Annotated in this window: 13 protein-coding genes; 3 read left to right on the top strand and 10 right to left on the bottom strand. The window is 76.1% G+C overall.

What is annotated here, in order from left to right:
• Nucleotides 1-8: 8 nt before the first annotated feature.
• From Dvina_RS26360 to Dvina_RS26315, 10 genes are all read right to left on the bottom strand, one after another.
• The gene (locus Dvina_RS26360) at nt 9-767 is read right to left on the bottom strand and encodes an SDR family oxidoreductase (protein WP_223105125.1); all 759 of its coding nucleotides are present in this window, start codon (nt 765-767) and stop codon (nt 9-11) included.
• A 2-nt stretch (nt 768-769) separates the two neighbouring features.
• Entirely contained in the window at nt 770-1837 is a 1068-nt protein-coding gene (locus tag Dvina_RS26355) for a glycosyltransferase family 2 protein (RefSeq protein ID WP_223105124.1), read from the bottom strand.
• Complete coding sequence (locus Dvina_RS26350) at nt 1834-2967, bottom strand: 3-dehydroquinate synthase family protein (RefSeq protein WP_223105123.1); 1134 nt, start codon at nt 2965-2967, stop codon at nt 1834-1836. Before Dvina_RS26350 ends, Dvina_RS26355 begins: the two co-directional genes overlap by 4 nt.
• Complete coding sequence (locus Dvina_RS26345) at nt 2948-4174, bottom strand: AMP-binding protein (protein ID WP_223105122.1); 1227 nt, start codon at nt 4172-4174, stop codon at nt 2948-2950. Before Dvina_RS26345 ends, Dvina_RS26350 begins: the two co-directional genes overlap by 20 nt.
• Entirely contained in the window at nt 4171-7143 is a 2973-nt protein-coding gene (locus Dvina_RS26340; protein ID WP_223105121.1) for a condensation domain-containing protein, read from the bottom strand. Before Dvina_RS26340 ends, Dvina_RS26345 begins: the two co-directional genes overlap by 4 nt.
• Nucleotides 7140-7373: an acyl carrier protein gene (locus tag Dvina_RS26335; RefSeq protein ID WP_223105120.1), complete on the bottom strand. Its 234-nt coding sequence runs from the start codon at nt 7371-7373 to the stop codon at nt 7140-7142. Before Dvina_RS26335 ends, Dvina_RS26340 begins: the two co-directional genes overlap by 4 nt.
• Nucleotides 7370-7870 (bottom strand): phosphopantetheine-binding protein, encoded by a 501-nt coding sequence (locus Dvina_RS26330; RefSeq protein WP_223105119.1) that lies wholly within the window; start codon nt 7868-7870, stop codon nt 7370-7372. Before Dvina_RS26330 ends, Dvina_RS26335 begins: the two co-directional genes overlap by 4 nt.
• Nucleotides 7867-9552, bottom strand: a complete 1686-nt coding sequence (locus Dvina_RS26325) for an AMP-binding protein (RefSeq protein WP_223105118.1) — start codon at nt 9550-9552, stop codon at nt 7867-7869. The genes Dvina_RS26330 and Dvina_RS26325 overlap by 4 nt, the downstream gene beginning before the upstream one ends.
• The gene (locus Dvina_RS26320) at nt 9549-12518 is read right to left on the bottom strand and encodes a non-ribosomal peptide synthetase (protein ID WP_223105117.1); all 2970 of its coding nucleotides are present in this window, start codon (nt 12516-12518) and stop codon (nt 9549-9551) included. Before Dvina_RS26320 ends, Dvina_RS26325 begins: the two co-directional genes overlap by 4 nt.
• An 85-nt stretch (nt 12519-12603) precedes the next feature.
• Nucleotides 12604-13317, bottom strand: coding sequence for a hypothetical protein (locus tag Dvina_RS26315; protein ID WP_223105116.1), 714 nt, complete (start codon nt 13315-13317; stop codon nt 12604-12606).
• Between the two features lie 47 nt (nt 13318-13364).
• On the opposite strand from Dvina_RS26315, the gene Dvina_RS26310 reads away from it, so the two are divergent.
• The 3 genes from Dvina_RS26310 to Dvina_RS26300 all read left to right on the top strand — a co-directional run bounded on the left by Dvina_RS26310 (nt 13365) and on the right by Dvina_RS26300 (nt 16984).
• Nucleotides 13365-14786, top strand: coding sequence for a condensation domain-containing protein (locus tag Dvina_RS26310; RefSeq protein WP_223105115.1), 1422 nt, complete (start codon nt 13365-13367; stop codon nt 14784-14786).
• Between the two features lie 5 nt (nt 14787-14791).
• A complete protein-coding gene (locus Dvina_RS26305; protein WP_223105114.1) occupies nt 14792-15361 on the top strand; it encodes a hypothetical protein in 570 nt (189 codons plus the stop codon).
• Between the two features lie 126 nt (nt 15362-15487).
• Entirely contained in the window at nt 15488-16984 is a 1497-nt protein-coding gene (locus Dvina_RS26300) for an ankyrin repeat domain-containing protein (protein WP_223105113.1), read from the top strand.
• Nucleotides 16985-17005: the final 21 nt, after the last annotated feature.

The following is a 17005-nucleotide window of genomic DNA, read 5'->3' as shown; positions in this document are numbered from 1 at the left end:
ATCCCCGTTCAGTCCTGCGAGTATTCGATGAGCGAGCCGGTCATGATGCCGCCCCGGTCCGACAGCAGCAGGACGGCCAGATCGGCGATCTCGTCGGGCTGGGCCAGGCGGCCCATCGGGGCCTTCGCGGCGGCCGCGGCGAGCCAGTCGTCGCCGGCGCCGTGATACCGGCGCTGCACGGCGTCCTCGTGCGGGGTCTCGGTCCAGCCGAGCAGGATCCCGTTGACCCGGATACGGTCGAAGCGGTGCGCGGCGGCCACGTTGCGGGTCAGGGTGGCGAGGGCGCCCTTGGAGGTGGCGTAGGCGGTGAGGTACGGCGCGCCGCCCGACGCCTCGGTCGAGATGATGTTGAGGATGGCGCCGGGCTCGCCGCGGCCGCGCATGTCCCGGATCGCCTCCTGCATGCTCAGCAGCGGTGCGCGGACGTTGACGGCCATGATCCGGTCGAACAGCTCCGGGGTGGTCGTGTCAAGCGTGGAGCGTTCGGTGCTGGCCGCGCAGTTGGCCAGGCCGTCGATGCGGCCGTAGCACTCGACGGTGCGCAGCACGACGGCCCGGGCCGTGTCGGCGTCGGCCAGGTCGCCCGGCAGGAAAAGGGTCGGGCACCCCTGGGCGGTCAGCTCGGCCGCGATCCGCTCGCCGCGCCCGCCGTCGCGCCCGGCGATCGTGAGCCCGGCCGCGCCCGCGGCGGCCAGCGCCCGCGCGATCGCCTCGCCGACGCCCGATGTGCCGCCGGTGACCGCCGCGATCCGGCCGTGGTACAGCACCGTCAGCCCCCGTACCGGTTGGCGGGCTCGCGGTCCCAGACGAACCCCTCGTCGGTCCAGCCGAAGCCGCTGAACAGCCGGTCGGGCCGGCCCAGCTGCCAGGCGGCCACGAACTCCCCGAGGTCGAAGCACCAGTCGAGCCCGGCGCAGGCGATCGACTCGGCGATGGCGGCCGGCGTGGGTGCGTCGGTGCCGAGGCGCTCCTTCGCGTCCACGGCGAGCAGGACGGCGGCGACGGCCGGCAGGAGCAGCAGCCCGGCGCCCGCGGTGACCGGTGCGGTCGCGGCCCCGGCCACGGCCGTCGCGGACAGGGCGCTCACCCGGTTGAGCTTCGGCCGGCCCCGGTCCGGGTGGACGTCGAGCAGCCACTGGCCGGACCGGCCGTACGTGACCAGGCGCCGGCAGACGGTGCCGAGGGACTCGATGCTGCTCTTGTCGTGCACGACGACGGCCTCGGGGTCGCAGACGATCGCGTGCCCGGCCGCCGTGAGCCGCAGCCCGAGGTCGACGTCCTCACCGCCGACGACGGTCAGGGGCCGCTCGGCGAACCCGCCGACGGCCTCGAACGCCGAGCGCCGCACGGCCAGGTTCGATGTCGTCGCCCAGCCGACCCGTGACGCCTGGGCCGGCCACTCGAACGCGGAGTTCAGCAGCCTGGAGCGGGCCATGATGCGGAACATGGCGTTGTCGACGCCCTGGACGAACGTCGGCCCGGCGACCGCCCCGACGTCGTCGCCGGCGTCGCGCAGCGTCTTGGCGTGCCGCTGGAGCAGCTGCGGGGTGGCCAGGCAGTCGGAGTCGATGAACAGGACCAGGTCGTGGGCGGCGGCCCGGACGCCGGCGTTGCGCTTGGCCCCGACGTGCCGGGGGCCGCGCAGGTAGTGGGCGTCGTAGGTCGCGCAGCTCGCGGTGTGGGCCCGGGTGTCCGGCGGCCCGGAGTCGTCGACGACGAGGATCTCGACCGGCTCGGCGCAGGCCGCCGCCGACTCGCGGAGGCTGGCCAGCAGCCGGCGCATCGCCTCCACCCGGCCCTTGACCGGGATGACGACGGACAGCCCCTTGTCGCTCACAGCTCCTCCAATGCGTCGATGACCGCCGAGACCGGGACGGGGACCAGCGGCGGACCGCCGGGTGGGCCGGGCACCGGGCGGCCGATGCCGTCGAGCAGCACCATGAGAACCTCGCCGGGGGCGCAGGGGCCGTAGCCGCGCTTGTTGTCGGCGGCCAGCGCGGCCCGGATCGCGCCCCGGTCCAGGGCCTGCAGGCGGGTGCGGGCGGCGGGCAGGTCCAGCAGGGCGGTGAGCCGGTGGTGCCGGGCGACGTCCGGCGCGGCCAGGCCGTGGCGGCGCCGGGCGACCTCGGCCGCGATGAGCATCCCCCAGGCGACGGCCTCGCCGTGGCGGATGGTGCCGCCGCTGACGAACTCGATGGCGTGCCCGGCGGTGTGCCCGTATTCGAAGATGAGCGCGCCGGCCCGCTCCCGGGGATCGGCCGCGACGAACGGCGCCTTCGCCTCGACCCCGACCTCCAGCAGGGCGCGCAGGTCGGGCGGTGCCCCGTCAAGCGCGACGACGAGCTTCTTCTCCAGCTCGGGCGCGGCGACGAGGATGTTCTTCACCATCTCGGCCATCCCGGTGAGCAGGTCGTGGCGGGGCACCGTCGCCAGCCAGGCGAGGTCACAGGCGATCAGGGTGGGCACGAAGTAGGTGCCGGCCAGGTTCTTGCCGGCGCTGAGGTTCACGCCCTGCTTGAGCGAGACGGTGGCGTCGAACGCGGCCACCGGCGTCGTCGGCAGGTGGACCAGGCGGGTGCCGCGGAACAGCAGCGCGGCGGCGAGCCCGGCGATGTTGCCGACGGTGCCGCCGCCCATCGCGACGATCGCCGAGCGCCGGGTCAGCCCCTGCGCGACGGCGGACTCGAGCAGGTGCTGCACCGTCGGGAGCGTCTTGTGCCGCTCCTCGGCCTGCAGGGGTACCGTCGCCACCCGCACGTGCCGCGCCAGCTCGGCGGCGACCGCGGCGGCGTGCCCGCGCACCCCGTCGTCGGTGACGAGCAGCACCGCGTCGAGGCCGGCCGGCCCCGCGGCGAGCCGGTCGACGAGCGCGCCGGCGAGCGCGGGCGTGCAGTCGTGGCCGTAGAGGTACGGCACCGAGGCGTCGCCGAACGCGAGGCTCAGCTCCTCATACGGGGAGCGCGTCATAGTCCACCTTCCCGTTGGCCCGCCGCGGCAGCCCCGCGACCGCCGTGACCCGCACCGCGGTGCGGTGGATGCCGAGCTCGTGCGCGACGCGCCGGGCCACCTCGTCGCCGCGGGCCGGGGCGAGACCCTCGCACCAGACCAGGACCCGGTCGTCCCCGGCGAGGGCCGCGGCCGGCGCCACGGCCCCGGCGGCCAGCTCGACCGCGTCGAGGTCGACCCGCACGCCGTACGCCTTGCCGATGCGGTTGCGCCGCCCGGCCAGCCACAGGTGCCCGTCGGCGTCGAGCCGCCCGCGGTCGCCGGTGTGCAGCACGCCGCCGAGGTCGTCGCCGCGAGCGAGGTCGGCCGCGGTCTCGGCGTAGCCGAGCATCACCGCCGCCGACCGGCAGACGACCTCGCCGTCGGCCGTGATCGCCAGGTCCATGCCGTCGACCGGCGGGCCGACGCAGCCGGCCTTGGCCGGGAGGTGCTCGGGTGGCAGGACGCAGATCCGGGACCCGGCCTCGGTCTGCCCGTACATCGAGTAGAACGCGCCCCCGGACGCGGCCGCCTTCGCGTGGAAGTGCCCGACGAGCTCGTCGCGCAGCCGCCCGCCGGACACGGCGAGGCTGCGCACGGACGGGCTGCGCGCGGGCTCCCACGGCAGCCGGGCGAGGAGCTCGAACGTGTGCGGGACGCCGGTGATGGCGGTGACCCCGTACCGCTCGACGCTCGCCCAGAAGCCGGCGTCGAGCACGCCGCGCGGCTCGAGCACGACGGTGGCCCCGGCGAGGAGGTGGCTGTGCAGGACGCTGAGGCCCAGGACGTGGAACAGCGGCAGGCTGGTGATCGCCACGTCGCCGGCGCCGATGTGCAGCGCCTTGACGATCGCGGTGGCCGCCGCGACGACCCCGGTGCGGGAGTGCCGCACGAGCCGCGGCCGCCCGGTCGACCCGGACGTGGCGAGCATGAGCGCCAGCTGCGGGTGCAGGTCCGTCGCACCGCCGAACCGGGCGGTGAGCTCGGCGGCGGCGGCCGGGTCGCACGCCAGCACCGGCCGGCCGGCGGCGAGCGCACCGAGGTAGCGCAGGACCGACGCCCCGTCCGCCCGCAGCGGCGCCACCAGCAGGCCGGGCTCCTCCACGGCCGCGGTGAGCCGTTCGCCCGACCACGTCTCCCCCGTGACGGCATCGACGAGCGTCGCCCCCGGCCCGACAAGCCCGGTCACTCCTCCGCCTCCGCGGCCAGCAGCCGCCGCACCTCGTCGTCGTCGAGGGCGTCGATCTCGGCCAGCAGCAGCTCCTCGACGGCGACGGCGAGGCCGGCGACGGTCGTGTGTTCGAAGATCGTCCGCAGCGGTACCTCGACCCCGGCGTCCGATCGCAGCCGCGCCGCGACCCGCGTGGCCAGCAGCGAGTGCCCGCCGAGGTCGAAGAAGTCGTCGTCGGCGCGGACGCCGCGCACCTGGAGCACCGCCTCCCAGACGGCGGCGACGAGCAGCTCGCCGTCGCTCGCCGGGCCGCGCCCGTCCCCACCGGCCGGGGCGACCGGTGGCAGGGCGGCCCGGTCGACCTTGCCGTGGCGGGTCATCGGCAGCCGCTCGACGAACGCGAAGGCCCGCGGGTGCAGGTACGGCGGCAGCAGCGCACCCAGGTGGGCCCGGATCTGCGCCGGGGCCGGGGCCGGCCCGCCGGCGACGGGCACGAGGTGGGCGACGAGCCCGCCGTCCCCGTCCGCACCGACCACCGCGTGCGCGATCGCCGGGTGCGTGAGCAGGGCGGCCTCCACCTCGCCGGGCTCGATCCGGTAGCCGCGGACCTTGAGCTGCTCGTCGACCCGGCCGAGGAACTCCAGCGCCCCGTCGCCCGGCCGGCGGCGGGCCCGGTCACCGGTCCGGTAGTGCCCGCCGGTGAAGCGCTCGGCCGTCAGGTCGGGCCGGCCGAGGTAGCCGTCGGCGAGCCCGGGGCCGCCGAGCACCAGTTCGCCGGCCACGCCGTCGGGGACCGGTGCGGCGCCGAGCCCGACGATGTGGGCGCACGTGCCGCCGATGGGGTGGCCGATCGGCGGGCGGCCGGTGGCGTCGGCCGGGGTGAGCCGGGCCGCGGTGGCGATGATGGTGGCCTCGGTCGGCCCGTAGGTGTTGAGCACCTCGACCCGGTCGCCGACGTGCTCGAACCAGCGGGTCAGGGCGTCGGCCCGGACCTGCTCGCCGCCGAGGACGAGCAGGCGCAGACCGGGTGGCCAGGCGAGCGCGGCCGGGTCGGTGCACAGCTCGTGCCAGTAGGAGGTGGGCAGGTCAAGGACGGTGAGCCGCCGGCCGGGCGCGGTCTTCAGGAAGTCGGGGAGCTCCGCCCGGGCGCCGGTCGGGATGACGAGGGTGGCGCCGGCGGCGAGGCACGGGTACACCTCCTCGCCGAAGGTGTCGAACGTCGGCGCCGCGAACTGCAGGACCCGGTCGGCCGCGGTGAGCCCGTAGCGGTCGCGCATCCAGCGCACCCGCACGGCGAGGGCGGTGTGCGCGACGGCGACCGCCTTGGGGTGCCCGGTGGAGCCGGAGGTGAAGATCGCGTACGCCGGTGGCGCGGTGTCCGCCCCGCTGTCCAGGCGCTGGATGCCGTCGGCCGTCACGAGCAGCCCGGCGCCGCTGCCGGCCAGCTGGTCGGCGATCCGGCGCGGCGGGGCGTCGGGGTCCAGGGGCAGGTAGCCGGCGCCGGCCCGCCAGGCGGCGAGGAGGGCGACGATCAGGTCGATGCCGGGCGGGAGCTGGACGGCGACGAGTCCGCGGTGGCCCTGCAGCCGGTCGGCCAGGCGGCGGGCGCGGGCGTCGAGCTCCGCGTACGAGAGCACCGTCGCGCCGTGCTCGACGGCCGGTGCGGCGGAGGTGAAGTCGATCAGGTCCAAGACGTGCCCGGCCGGGGCCGGCCCGGCGCACGCCCACGGCCCCTGCTCGGCCTCGGTGATGCGGGCGAACAGCGTGGACAGGCGCGCGTCCGGGTCGGCGGCGGCCAGGCGCAGCAGCGCGCCGAAGCGGGCGACAAGGCTCGCGATCGTCGGCGGGTCGAACAGGTCACGGCGGGACTGGGCGACGACCTTGAGCGCGCCGCCGCCGGTGAAGCACTCCAGTGTCAGGTCGAACTTCACCGAGCGGTGGCCGGGGTCGAAGTACGAGGCCGTGACCCCCGGCAGGGCCAGGCCGTGGTCCTCGGCGCCGCTGTGGACGACGAACATGGTGTCGAACAGCTGCCCGCGGGCCGGGATGTCGCCGTGCTGGTACGCCGCCAGGCACGTCGAGCGCACCTGGGCCAGGAGCTCGCGGAATGTCGGGTCGCCGGAGAGGTCCGCGCGCAGGACGACGGTGTCGAGGAAGTAGCCGATGAGCGGCTCCACCTCGGTGCGGTTGCGGCCGCTGAGCGGGGTGCCGACGCTGATGTCGTCCTGGCCGGTGGCCAGGCCCAGCAGGGCCAGGTAGACGGCGCTCAGGGTCATGAACGGCGTCGTGCGGCCGGCCTTGGCGAGGGTGCGCAGGTCGGCACCGCGCTCCGGGCCGAGGTCGAAGCCGTCGAACGCGCCGTCGGTACCGCGGCGGGCCGGGCGCGGGTGGTCGGTCGGCAGGTCGAGCGCGGGGGCACCGGCGAGCTGCTCGGTCCAGTAGGCGAGGGCGGCGGACCGGTCGGGGCGGGGCGTGGCGGCGTGGTCGGCGTACTGGAAGGCGAGCGGTGGCAGGGCGGGCGCCTCACCGGCCAGCCTGGCCGTGTACTGCTTGGCGAGCTCGTCGCGGAGCAGGTCCAGGGACCGGGCGTCGGCCAGGATGTGGTGCAGGACGAGGACGAAGATGTGCGCGTCGGGCGCGACCCGCACGATCGCGGCGCGCAGCGGCGGCGCGGCGGTCAGGTCGAACGGGGTGTTGGCCAGCTCGGCGACCGCGCCGGTGACGTCCCCGGCCACGGTGAGGACCGGGACGTCGGGGCGCCAGCCGTCCAGGATCTCCTGGACCGGGTCCGTGCCGTCGAGCGGAAACCGGGTGCGCAGCGCACCGTGGCGCGTGACGATGTCGCCGAGCGCCCCGGCCAGGGCGGCGGTGTCGAGCGGCCCGTCGAGCCGGTAGGCGAGGGGGATGTGGTAATCGAGGGCGGCCGGGTCGAGCTGGGCCAGGAACCACAGGCGCTGCTGGGCCGCGGTGAGCGGCGCCGTGCTCATCGGCCCGACTCCACGGCGGCGGCGAGCTCGGCGACGGTGCCGGCGTTGAAGTACTCGGCCAGGGGCAGGTCGACGCCGAGCCGCTCGCGGACCCGGGCGGCCGTGCGGGCGATGAGCAGCGAGTCGAAGCCCAGGTCGTAGAGGTCGTCCTCGGGCCGGACCGGGCGTGCGCCGTCGACTCCCCGGAGGACCTCGTCGACGATGGCGTACACCGCCTGCGCGGTGGTCATCGGGCCCGGTCGATCATCTCGGCGATCGCGGCCAGGGACGGCGCGGACAGCAGGTCGCCCAGGGTGAGGCCGGCCTCGAGGCGCTCGTTCGTCAGGTCCAGCAGCAGCGCGGCGGTCATCGAGTCGCCGCCGAGGTCGAGGAAGTTGTCGTCGGCGGCGATCCGCGGGCGGCCCAGGGTCTCGGCCCAGATCTCGGCCAGGTCCTCCTCCGTCGGCGTGGACGGGGCCCGGAACGTGTGGCTGCCCGGGCCCTCGGTGTCGAGGCCGGCGGCGTCGGCGGGCAGGGTGTCGACGGCGACGAGGACGTCCGGGAGGTCGGCCGGGTCGAGGGTCTCCCACAGGTGGTCGCGCAGGTCGACGGTGGCGGTGGCCAGGTCGGGGACGACGGCCAGGACGCGGCGGCCGTCGGCGGCGCGCAGGGCGGCGGCATCGGTGGCGCCCGGGTGGTCCCGCAGCAGCGTCGCGGCGGTGTCCAGGTCGGCGGAGGGTGCGCTCATCGGTGTTCCCTTTCCACGATGTACTGCGCCAGCTCGGCCACGCTCGGGGCCTCGAGCACGGCGATGGTGTCGACGTCGACGCCCAGGCGCTCGCGGGCGGTGGCGGCGATGCGGGTGGCCGCGAGCGAGTCGCCGCCGATCTCGAAGAAGTTGTCGGCCGCCCCGACCGCGCCGGACTGCAGGACCTCGGCCCAGACGGCGGCGAGGCCGCGCTCCAGGTCGGTGCGCGGCGCCACGAAGCCAACCGCGCCCGGGGCGTCGAGCAGCGCGGGCAGGTCCCGCTTGACGACCTTGCCGGCCTCGTTGCGGGGCAGGTCCTCGACGAGCCGGATGACGGCGGGCACCTCGGCCCTCGTCAGCTGCTCGACGGCGTGGCGGCGCAGGTCCCGGGCCGTGGCCTCGGCGTGGCCGCGCCTGAGCACGACGAACGCGGCGACGATCTCGCCGAGGACGGGGTGGTCGGCGCCGCAGACGGCGGCCTCGGCGACGGCCGGGTGCCGGGTCAGGACCTGCTCGACCCGGGCGGTGGCGACGTTGAAGCCGCCGACGATGACGATGTCACCGGCGCGGCCGGTCAGGAACAGGGTGCCCTCGGCGTCGACGTAGCCGAGGTCGCCGGTGCGGGTCCAGCCGTCGCCGGCGGCGATCGGCCGGCCGGCCTGCGCGTCGGCGTCCAGGAGCCGCCGGGGCGGTGCTCCCCCGGCCCGCAGCCACACGTCGCCGGTCTCCCCCGCCGCGACCTCGGCACCGTCGGGCCCGGTGACGCGGACGGCGCTGGAGCCGACCGGGCGGCCGACGGCCTCGGGGCGGGCCGGGTCGAAGCGGGTGGCGACGCGGGCCGGGTACGTCTCCGTCGACGTGTAGAAGTTGTGGAACGCCGCGTTGGGGAAGACGGCGGCCAGGTCGGCCATGATGGGTATGGGCAGCGGCGCCCCGGAGAAGCTCACGCCCTTCACCGACGGCATGGGGGTCGCCTCGCCCGGCGCGGCCCGGACCAGCCAGTGGCCCATCGCCGGGACCAGGCAGACGGTGACGGCCCCCTCCCGGGCGGCCAGCGCGGTGAACCCGGCGACGGTGAACGCGGGCGCGGCCAGGAGCGTGTGCTGCCCGCCGATGCAGTTGAGGAGCACGGCCTGGGCGGCGACCGAGCCGACCGGCAGGGCGTGCGCGCACGGCTGGTTGGCCCGGGCCGCGGTCGGCCAGGCGACCTGGGCCCGCAGGAGGTTGGCGTGGGTGGCGACGACGCCGCGGGGCCGGTCGGTGGTGCCGGAGGTGAACACGACCTCGGCCGCGTCGCCGGGCTCGACGCTCACCGGCAGCGGCTCGCCCGGGTGCCCGGCGCCGAGGTCGTCACCGGCCCGCACGACCCGGGCCACGCCGTAGCCGGACACGATCCGGCCGAGCTCGTCCGGCCCGAACCGGTTGCCGACGAGCAGCGCGACGGCGCCGAGCTTGAGCGCCCCGAAGTAGGCGACGGCGTACTGCGGCCACGCCTCGCCGCCGAGCGCGAGGGCGACCCGGTCGCCGGGCCCGACGCCGTGCTCGCGCAGCCCGCGGGCGAACGCGTCCGAGCGGGCGTCGAGCTGGGCGAACGTCAGCCGCTCGCCGCCGTCGAGGACGACGGCCGCCCGGTCCGGCACCAGCCGGGCCGCCTGCCGCAGCAGATCGGGGACGGTCCTCATGCGTCTCCCTCCAGGGACAGGCGGGCGGTCAGCTCGGCCGGGGTCGGCGCGTCGAACACGTCGAGCAGCGAGACCTCGCGCCCGAGCGCGTCGCCGAGGCGGGCGGCCAGGATCGCGGCGAGCAGCGAGTGGCCGCCGCTGGTGAAGAAGTTGCTGGCCGGGCCCAGGTCGTCGCGGCCCAGGACGGTGTTGAACAGCGCCACGACCGGCCCGGCGGCGGTGCCGGGCGGGGCGGCGGGGGCCTCCGGCCGGGGCGGCTCGGGCAGCGCCCGGTGGTCGACCTTGCCGTTGGCGTTGCGCGGCAGCGCGTCGAGCACCACGAGCTCGGCGGGGACCAGCCAGTAGGGCAGGTGCGCGGCCGCGAACCGCCGCACCGACGCCGCGTCGGCGGTGGCGGGCTGGAGGTAGCCGACGAGCCGCCCGTCGCCCTGCGGGTCTCCGGCCAGGACGACGGCCGCGGCGGTGACCTGCGGGTGGCGCTCCAGGACGGCCTCGACCTCGCCCGGTTCGATCCGCCGGCCGCGCAGCTTCACCTGGCGGTCGGCCCGGCCGAGCAGGGTCACGGTGCCGTCGTCGCGCCAGGTGGCGAGGTCGCCGGTGCGGTACAGGCGGCCGCGGGCCGGGTCGTCGGGGAAGCGCTGCGCGGTCAGCTCGGGCGCGCCGGCGTAGCCGCGGGCGAGGCCGGTGCCGCCGATGCACAGCTCGCCGACGAGGCCGGGCGGGGCGTCCTGGCCGTAGTCGTCGATGATGTGGAAGACGGTCTCGGCGATCGGCGCGCCGATGCTCACCGGGTCGGCGACCCCGGCCGCGATCGGGGCGCAGCTGGACCAGATCGTGGTCTCGGTCGGGCCGTAGACGTTGTACAGCAGGCCGCCGGTCTGCAGCAGCCGCTCGGCGAGCGCGGCGTTCAGCGGCTCCCCGCCGCACAGCAGGCGCCGCCCGCGCAGCTCGCCGGTGACCGCACCGGCGGCCAGGCGCCAGATCGTCGGGGTGGCCTGGACGACGGCGACGTCGTGGCGGGCGACGAGCTCGAGCATGAGCGGCGGGTGGGTCTGGGCGGCATCGGGGGCGACGACAGCGCCGCCGCCGTATGCGAGGGGCAGGAACAGCTCGAGCGCGGAGATGTCGAACCCGAAGGTCGTCAGCCACAGCACCCGGTCCGTCTCGTGCACGTCGAGCTCGGCGGCGAAGTGGCGCACGAGGTTGGCCAGCGCGCGGTGCGCGATCTGCACGCCCTTGGGCCGGCCGGTGGAGCCGGAGGTGAAGATGACGTAGGCGAGGTCGTCCGGCTCGACGGCCAGCAGCCCCCGGTCGAGGGCGCCGTGCTCGGCCTCGCCGTCCACGGCGCCGTCCACCGTCGCCCGGGCGCCGGCCCGGGCGAGCTGCTCGGCGATCCGCGGCGCGGGCTGGCGGGGGTCGATCGGCAGGTACGCCGCCCCGAGTGACCACACGGCGAGCACGGCCGCGGCCAGGTCGGGCCCGCGCGGCAGGGTCACCGCGACCACGTCACCGCGGCCGACCCCCTGCGCGGTCAGGTGTGCGCGGACGGCGGCGGCCCGCCCGGCCAGGGAGCGCCGCGAGTGGACGGTGCCGTCGGGCTCGATCAGGGCGGGCGCGCCGGGCGACCGCGTGGTGCGCCGGGCGATGGCCGCCGCGACAGGCTGCGACGGTACCGTCGAAAGGCCCGGAAAAGCCGCCAGCCGCTCCGCGTCCGTCCACAGTGGAAGCTCGGCGATCGGCCGGGACGGGTCGGCCGCGGCGGCGGCCAGGAGCAGCTCGTAGCGGGCCACGAGCGCGCGGGCGGTGCGCTCGTCGTGGATCTCGGTGCTGTACACGGCCTGCAGCGCCACCCGGCCGGGGCCGGCGAGGACGACGAACTGGATGTCGTGCCGGTCGGCGCCCAGGTCGACGGTCACCCACTCGGCGTCGGGCAGCTCGCCGGGCGCGGCGTTCTGGGCCGGGGGCAGGAAGTTGAACATGTGCCGGAACAGCGGCGAGCGCCAGCTGCCGGCCGGGAGCTCGCCGAGGAGGTGCTCGAACGACACGTCGGCGTGCTCGAGGGCCTCGACGAGCCGGTCGCGGACCTGGGCGGCGAGGTCGGCGAAGCCGCGGGTCACCTCGACGGTGAGGCGCAGCGGCAGGGTGTTGATGTGGTAGCCGACGGCGGGGACGCCGCCGGGGCGGCGGCGGTTGGCGGGCACGCCGATGACGAGGTCGGGCCCGGCGCCGTGGCGGGCCAGGAGCGCGGCGAAGGCGGCCAGCAGCACCATGTTGTCGGTGACCCGCAGCCGGGTCCGCAGCCGCGCGACAGGCGCCGGGTCGAGGTCGCGCTCGAAGCGGGCCCCGGCGAACGTGGGCCGGGGCGGCTCCGGGCGGGCCGACGCCAGCGCGAGGCGGGCCGGGTCGACGCCGTCGAGGCGGCGCAGCCAGTACCGCAGGCTCTCCGCCGACGCCGCCGGCTCGGCGAACACCGGCGCCGCGGCCGGCTCCGCGACGGGCCGGCCGCCGGCGATGCGGTGGTAGGTGGTGGCGAGGTCCGGCAGCACCACGCCACCGGACGCGCCGTCGAACACGATGTGGTGCGACACCAGGCAGATGACGCTGCCACCCTCGTCGAGGGCGATGCCGTACACCCGCAGCGGCACCTCGCTCGTCAGGTCGAAGGGGCGCAGTGCGAGCTCGGTGAGGACGGTGCCGAGCTTCGCCTCGGCGGTCGTGAGCACGGCGACCTGGACGTCCCCGGGCCCGGGCGCGGTGCGCTCGCGCACCGGCACGCCGTCCACCTCGGGGAAGCGGGTGCACAGGGTGGGGTAGCGCCGCAGGATCTGCGCGGTCGCCGACTCCAGCGCGGCCGGGTCCAGCGGGGCCGAGGTGCGCACCGCGAGGGGCTGGTTGTCGACGGCGACGCCGGGCACGAGGCGCTGGAACAGCCATAACGCCTCCTCCTTGCGGCTCAGCGCGCTCATGCCGCCACCTCCGCAGGCTCCGGCGCCGGCCTGAGCTCCACCCTGCAACACTGACGAGCGGCCACTCCGCTGCGCTCCGTACCGCTCATGCCGGCACCGCGGCGGCTGCGGCGGCCGGGGCGGCCAGCAGCTGCTCCTGGGTCGCCTCGAGGCGGACGGCCGGCGCGCCGGCCAGGGCGGCCGGGACCTCGTGGTCGCGGGACAGCACGAGCAGGTCCGGGCGCAGGTTGTCGTAGCCGGCGGCGCGGCTCATCGCCAGGTACCGCAGGTTGACCGCGACCCGCCCGCCCAGCTGCTCGATGATCGAGTCGGGGACGCCCTGGTCGCCCAGGACCTTGCGGGCCACTACCGCGTAGCGGGCGGCGAGGTCCTCCGCGTCGGCGGCGCCGGCGTCCGGGATCGGGTCGGGCTCGGTGCCGGTGCGGCGCACCGCATCGGCGTAGTGCTCGGCGATCGTTCGGGAGCTGACGAGGACCGGGTCGAAGAGCACCAGGCGCGCGCCGGCCGGGGCCAGCGCTCCGGCGAGGGCGCCGCCCGCGCAGAACCCGAGCACGGCATGAAAGTTTCCGAGCCCGGCCGCCCGGTCCCGCCACGCGGCGACGTGTGCGTGGGGGTCACCGGGGGTGGCGGGCCAGCCGGTCTCGTCGGTCGCCCACAGTGCGCAGTCGCCCGGCAGGTGCGGTGCCAGGTCGCCGAAGCCGGCCTGGGCCCGGACCTTGGCCAGGGTGAAGTCGACCGCCACAACGGTCCGTGCACTGGACGCACTGCTGCTCAGCAGGCGCCATCCCCCGATCGCCACGCCGACGACGGTAATTCACCCTTCCGTGATCGTCGAGGGGTTCACGGATGTCGACTTTTTTCGAAACGCCTATGTCCGTTCCGGGTCTTGACAATGCGTGGCGGGCGCGGCAAAGCTCCATGACCATGAGGCTGGCGCGCAGCCAGGAGACGCTCTGGGAGTTCGTGAGCTGCTTCGCCCCGGCGGATCCGGGTGTGCTCGGCTACAACGTTTTCGAAACCAATACGTGGCACGAGACGATTGACGTCAATGTTTTTCGCGACGCCGTGGCGGATGTTGCGGCGCGCCACGACGCCCTGAGAATTGTATTCGACTCGATCGGCATCGAACCGTCGATACGGTTCTGCGACACCGTCGATCCACCTGTTGCATTCACCGATCTCACCGCCCACCCCGCATCCCGCCGCGATCTGCTGCGGGGCAGCCTGCTCGGGTACGAGCGAGGCCGGGCCTTCGATCTCGGCAACGGTCCACTGTGGAGCGTCGTGCTGCTACGGGAGGCCCCGGACCGGCACGTGGTCGCGGTGACCCTGTTCCATCTCATCGCCGACGGCTGGTCGACCGGCGTGCTGCTGCGCGATCTGCGCGCCGCGTACCGGGCGCGCACCGGCGCCGGGCCCGCCCTGAAGCCCCTGCGGCTGTCGTACGCGGCCGCGACGGCGGACCCGGACCTCGCCCCGGCGGATCGGCGCCGCCGGGACGAGTTCTGGCGGCGCACCCTCACCCCGCTGCCCGAGCGGTGGCCGTTCCCCCAGGACGCGGCCCGCCGCGACGTGACGGCGGAGGCGAGCCTCGGCGCACCCATGAGCGCCGAGCTGGCCGGGCGGCTGCACGCGTTCGCCCGCGCGCACCGCATCACGCCGTTCCTGCTCTACCTGTCCGCGTACCGGATCCTGCTCGGCGCCCGGACCGGCTGGCCCCGGCTCGTCATCGGCACCGCGACCGCCGGGCGCGACGAGCCCGGCGCCGAGGACCTCGTGGGGCAGTTCACCCACAACGTGTACATCGCCACCACCATCGAGCCCGCGACGAGCCTGCTGGACGCGGTCGGCCGGGTGCGCTCGGCGATGTACGCGGCGGTCCGGCACACCGCGTCGTTCCAGGAGATCGCCCGGGCCGTGCACCCCGGCTTCGACGCCGACCGCCCGTGGCCGTTCCTGCTGCTGTACCACTCCTGGTTCCAGTCGGCCGCCCCGTCGGACGACCCGCCCCCGGACCGCCGCGAGCAGCGCTCGCGCGCCCGCACTCCCCCCGGCCAGGTCATCGACGCACGCACCGAACGGCTGTGGGCGAAGCGCGGCGAGCCCGGCCTCATCGTCCGCCACGACCGGCGCGGCGCGTCGATGCACTACAACCCGACGATCTACCCGCGGGCGGCGATGCTGGAGACCCTGGAGGGCTACACCGCGGTCCTGCACGCGCTCCTCGACGACCCCGAGCAGCGCCTGGGGGACCTCACGCTACCGTGAGCGCAATGCGGTGGATCGGCGGCTCACCCTGCTCCGGCAAGAGCACCGTCGCGGCGAGACTGGCCACGGCGGCGGGAGCGCTGCTGTACTCCTGCGACGACGCGTTCGACAGGCACGCGGACGCCGGCCCGGCGATGCGCAGGGTCGTCGCGATGAGCGTCGCCGACCGCCTGGCCCAGCCGATCGAAGTGCAGGTCGAGGACGTCCTGCGGCTGTACCGCGAGGAGTTCGCCCCGATCCGCGAGGACCTCGCGGCCGGCGGGTTCGGGCTCGCCGAGGGCGCGGCGCTGCTCCCGGAGCTGCTGCACGGCGTCGGCGTGCCCGCGGACCGGGCCGTGTGGATCGTGCCCACCGAGGAGTTCCAGCGCGCCCACTACGCCCGGCGCCCGTGGGCCCGGGACCTCGTCGCCGCGACCCCCGATCCGCCGGACGCGTTCGACAGGTGGATGCGCCGCGACGCCGCGTTCGCCCGCCGGGTCGCCGGGCAGGCCCGCGACCTCGGCTACCGGGTCATCACCGTCGACGGCACCCAGAGCGTGCGGCAGGTCGCCGCCGCCGCGTTTCCGGTAGACTGACGCCCGGCTCGCAGGAAGCCGCCGGTCCGCGGGAATGGGCTCAGCCCACCTGGTCGCACCATCGAGCGTGAGCCCTGCTCTCCTTTCGGCCTGCATGCGGACCCAGGCACCCGGAAGGAGGCCATCGTGCCGACCCTGCGCATGCCCGACCGCCCCGACCTCGAGCAGCTGCGCCGCCAGGCCCGGGCCCTGCAGCGGGCCGCCCGCGCCGGCGAACCCGAGGCCCTCGCCCGCATCGCCCGCGACCACCCCGGGCCGGTGGCCGACGAGGCCGACCTGCGGCTCAGCTCGGCCCAGCTCGTCGTCGCCCGCGAGTACGGCTTCGCCAGCTGGCCCCGGCTCGTCCGCTACGTCCAGACGATCGCCGAGCACGAGTGGGACACGGGGCTCTCCACCGCCCCGGTCGCCGACCCGGCCGGCGAGTTCTGCCGGCTCGCCTGCCTGTCCTACGGCCGCGACGACGGCCCGGAGCGCTGGGCCCGGGCCCGCGACCTCCTCGCCCGGCACCCGGACCTGACCGCCGGGAGCATCTGGGCGGCCGCCGCGGCGGCCGATCCGGACCGTGTGCGCGCCCTGCTCCCCGGCCGGTCCCAGGAGCCCGGCGGGCCGCTGCGCTGGCGGCCGCTGTTCTACCTGGTGTACTCCCGATTCGACAGCGGCATCGCCGAGGAGCGTGTGCTCGCGACCGCCCGGCTGCTGCTCGATGCCGGCGCCGACCCCGACGACGGCTACCTGTTCGACGGCCTGCCCTCGCCGTTCACACTGCTCACCGGCGTCTTCGGCCACGGCGAGCTCGGCCGCCACCGCCAGCCGCCGCACCCGCACTGGCGCGCGCTGGGCCGGCTGCTGCTCGACGCGGGCGCCGACCCCAACGACGCGCAGACCCTGTACAACCGCATGTTCGAGCCGGACGACTCGCACCTGGAGCTGCTGTTCGAATACGGCCTCGGCACCGGCGACGGCGGCCCCTGGCGGCGCCGGATCGAGACCCTCCCGCCGCCGGGGCAGGCGCTGCGGACGCTGCTGCGGTGGGCGGTCGAGCACCGCCAGGCGGCCCGGGTCCGGCTGCTCGTCGCGCACGGCGTCGACTTCCGCACCCCGTTCACCGCCGACGGTCCCGCGTGGAGCCCCGGTGACGGCCGCACCGCCGTGCAGATCGCCACGCTCAACGGCGACGGCGAGATCGCCGGCATCCTCATCGCGGCCGGCGCCGAGCCTCCCGCCCCGGACCCGGTCGACGACTTCATCGCCGCCGCGTTCCGGGCCGACGCCGCCACCGTCCGGTCGACCGCTGCGGCCACCGTCGCCGAGGCCAGACGCCGCCGCCCCGGCCTGATCGTGTGGGCCACCGCCCGCGCCGGGACGGCCACCGTCGAGCTGCTGGCCGAGATGGGCTTCGACGTCAACGCCTACGGCCGCACCGACGCCCCCGTCGAGACGCCGTGGGAGACCGCCCTGCACCACGCGGCCGGCAACGGCCTCACCGACCTGACCCGCACCCTGCTCGCCCTCGGCGCCGACCCGGCGCTGCGCGACCACCGCTTCGACGCCACGCCGCTGGACTGGGCCCGCCACTTCGGCCGGAGCGCCACCGCCGCGCTGCTGGAGCCCGGCCCACACTGACGTGCAGCGCCGGGCCGGGCG

Source organism: Dactylosporangium vinaceum (genome assembly GCF_019904175.1).
Lineage (GTDB): Bacteria > Actinomycetota > Actinomycetes > Mycobacteriales > Micromonosporaceae > Dactylosporangium > Dactylosporangium vinaceum.
The sequence above is the reverse complement of the archived record's forward strand: the minus strand, read 5'-3'. Positions and strand labels throughout refer to the sequence as shown.

Bases quoted from the DNA above. Each gene is read 5' to 3' on its own strand.
- Dvina_RS26330 (WP_223105119.1), bottom strand. From the start codon at position 7,870: ATGAGCGCACCCTCCGCCGACCTGGACACCGCCGCGACGCTGCTGCGG.
- Dvina_RS26310 (WP_223105115.1), top strand. From the start codon at position 13,365: ATGTCGACTTTTTTCGAAACGCCTATGTCCGTTCCGGGTCTTGACAAT.
- Dvina_RS26305 (WP_223105114.1), top strand. From the start codon at position 14,792: ATGCGGTGGATCGGCGGCTCACCCTGCTCCGGCAAGAGCACCGTCGCG.
- Dvina_RS26335 (WP_223105120.1), bottom strand. From the start codon at position 7,373: ATGACCACCGCGCAGGCGGTGTACGCCATCGTCGACGAGGTCCTCCGG.
- Dvina_RS26320 (WP_223105117.1), bottom strand. From the start codon at position 12,518: ATGAGCGCGCTGAGCCGCAAGGAGGAGGCGTTATGGCTGTTCCAGCGC.
- Dvina_RS26340 (WP_223105121.1), bottom strand. From the start codon at position 7,143: ATGAGCACGGCGCCGCTCACCGCGGCCCAGCAGCGCCTGTGGTTCCTG.
- Dvina_RS26325 (WP_223105118.1), bottom strand. From the start codon at position 9,552: ATGAGGACCGTCCCCGATCTGCTGCGGCAGGCGGCCCGGCTGGTGCCG.
- Dvina_RS26350 (WP_223105123.1), bottom strand. From the start codon at position 2,967: ATGACGCGCTCCCCGTATGAGGAGCTGAGCCTCGCGTTCGGCGACGCC.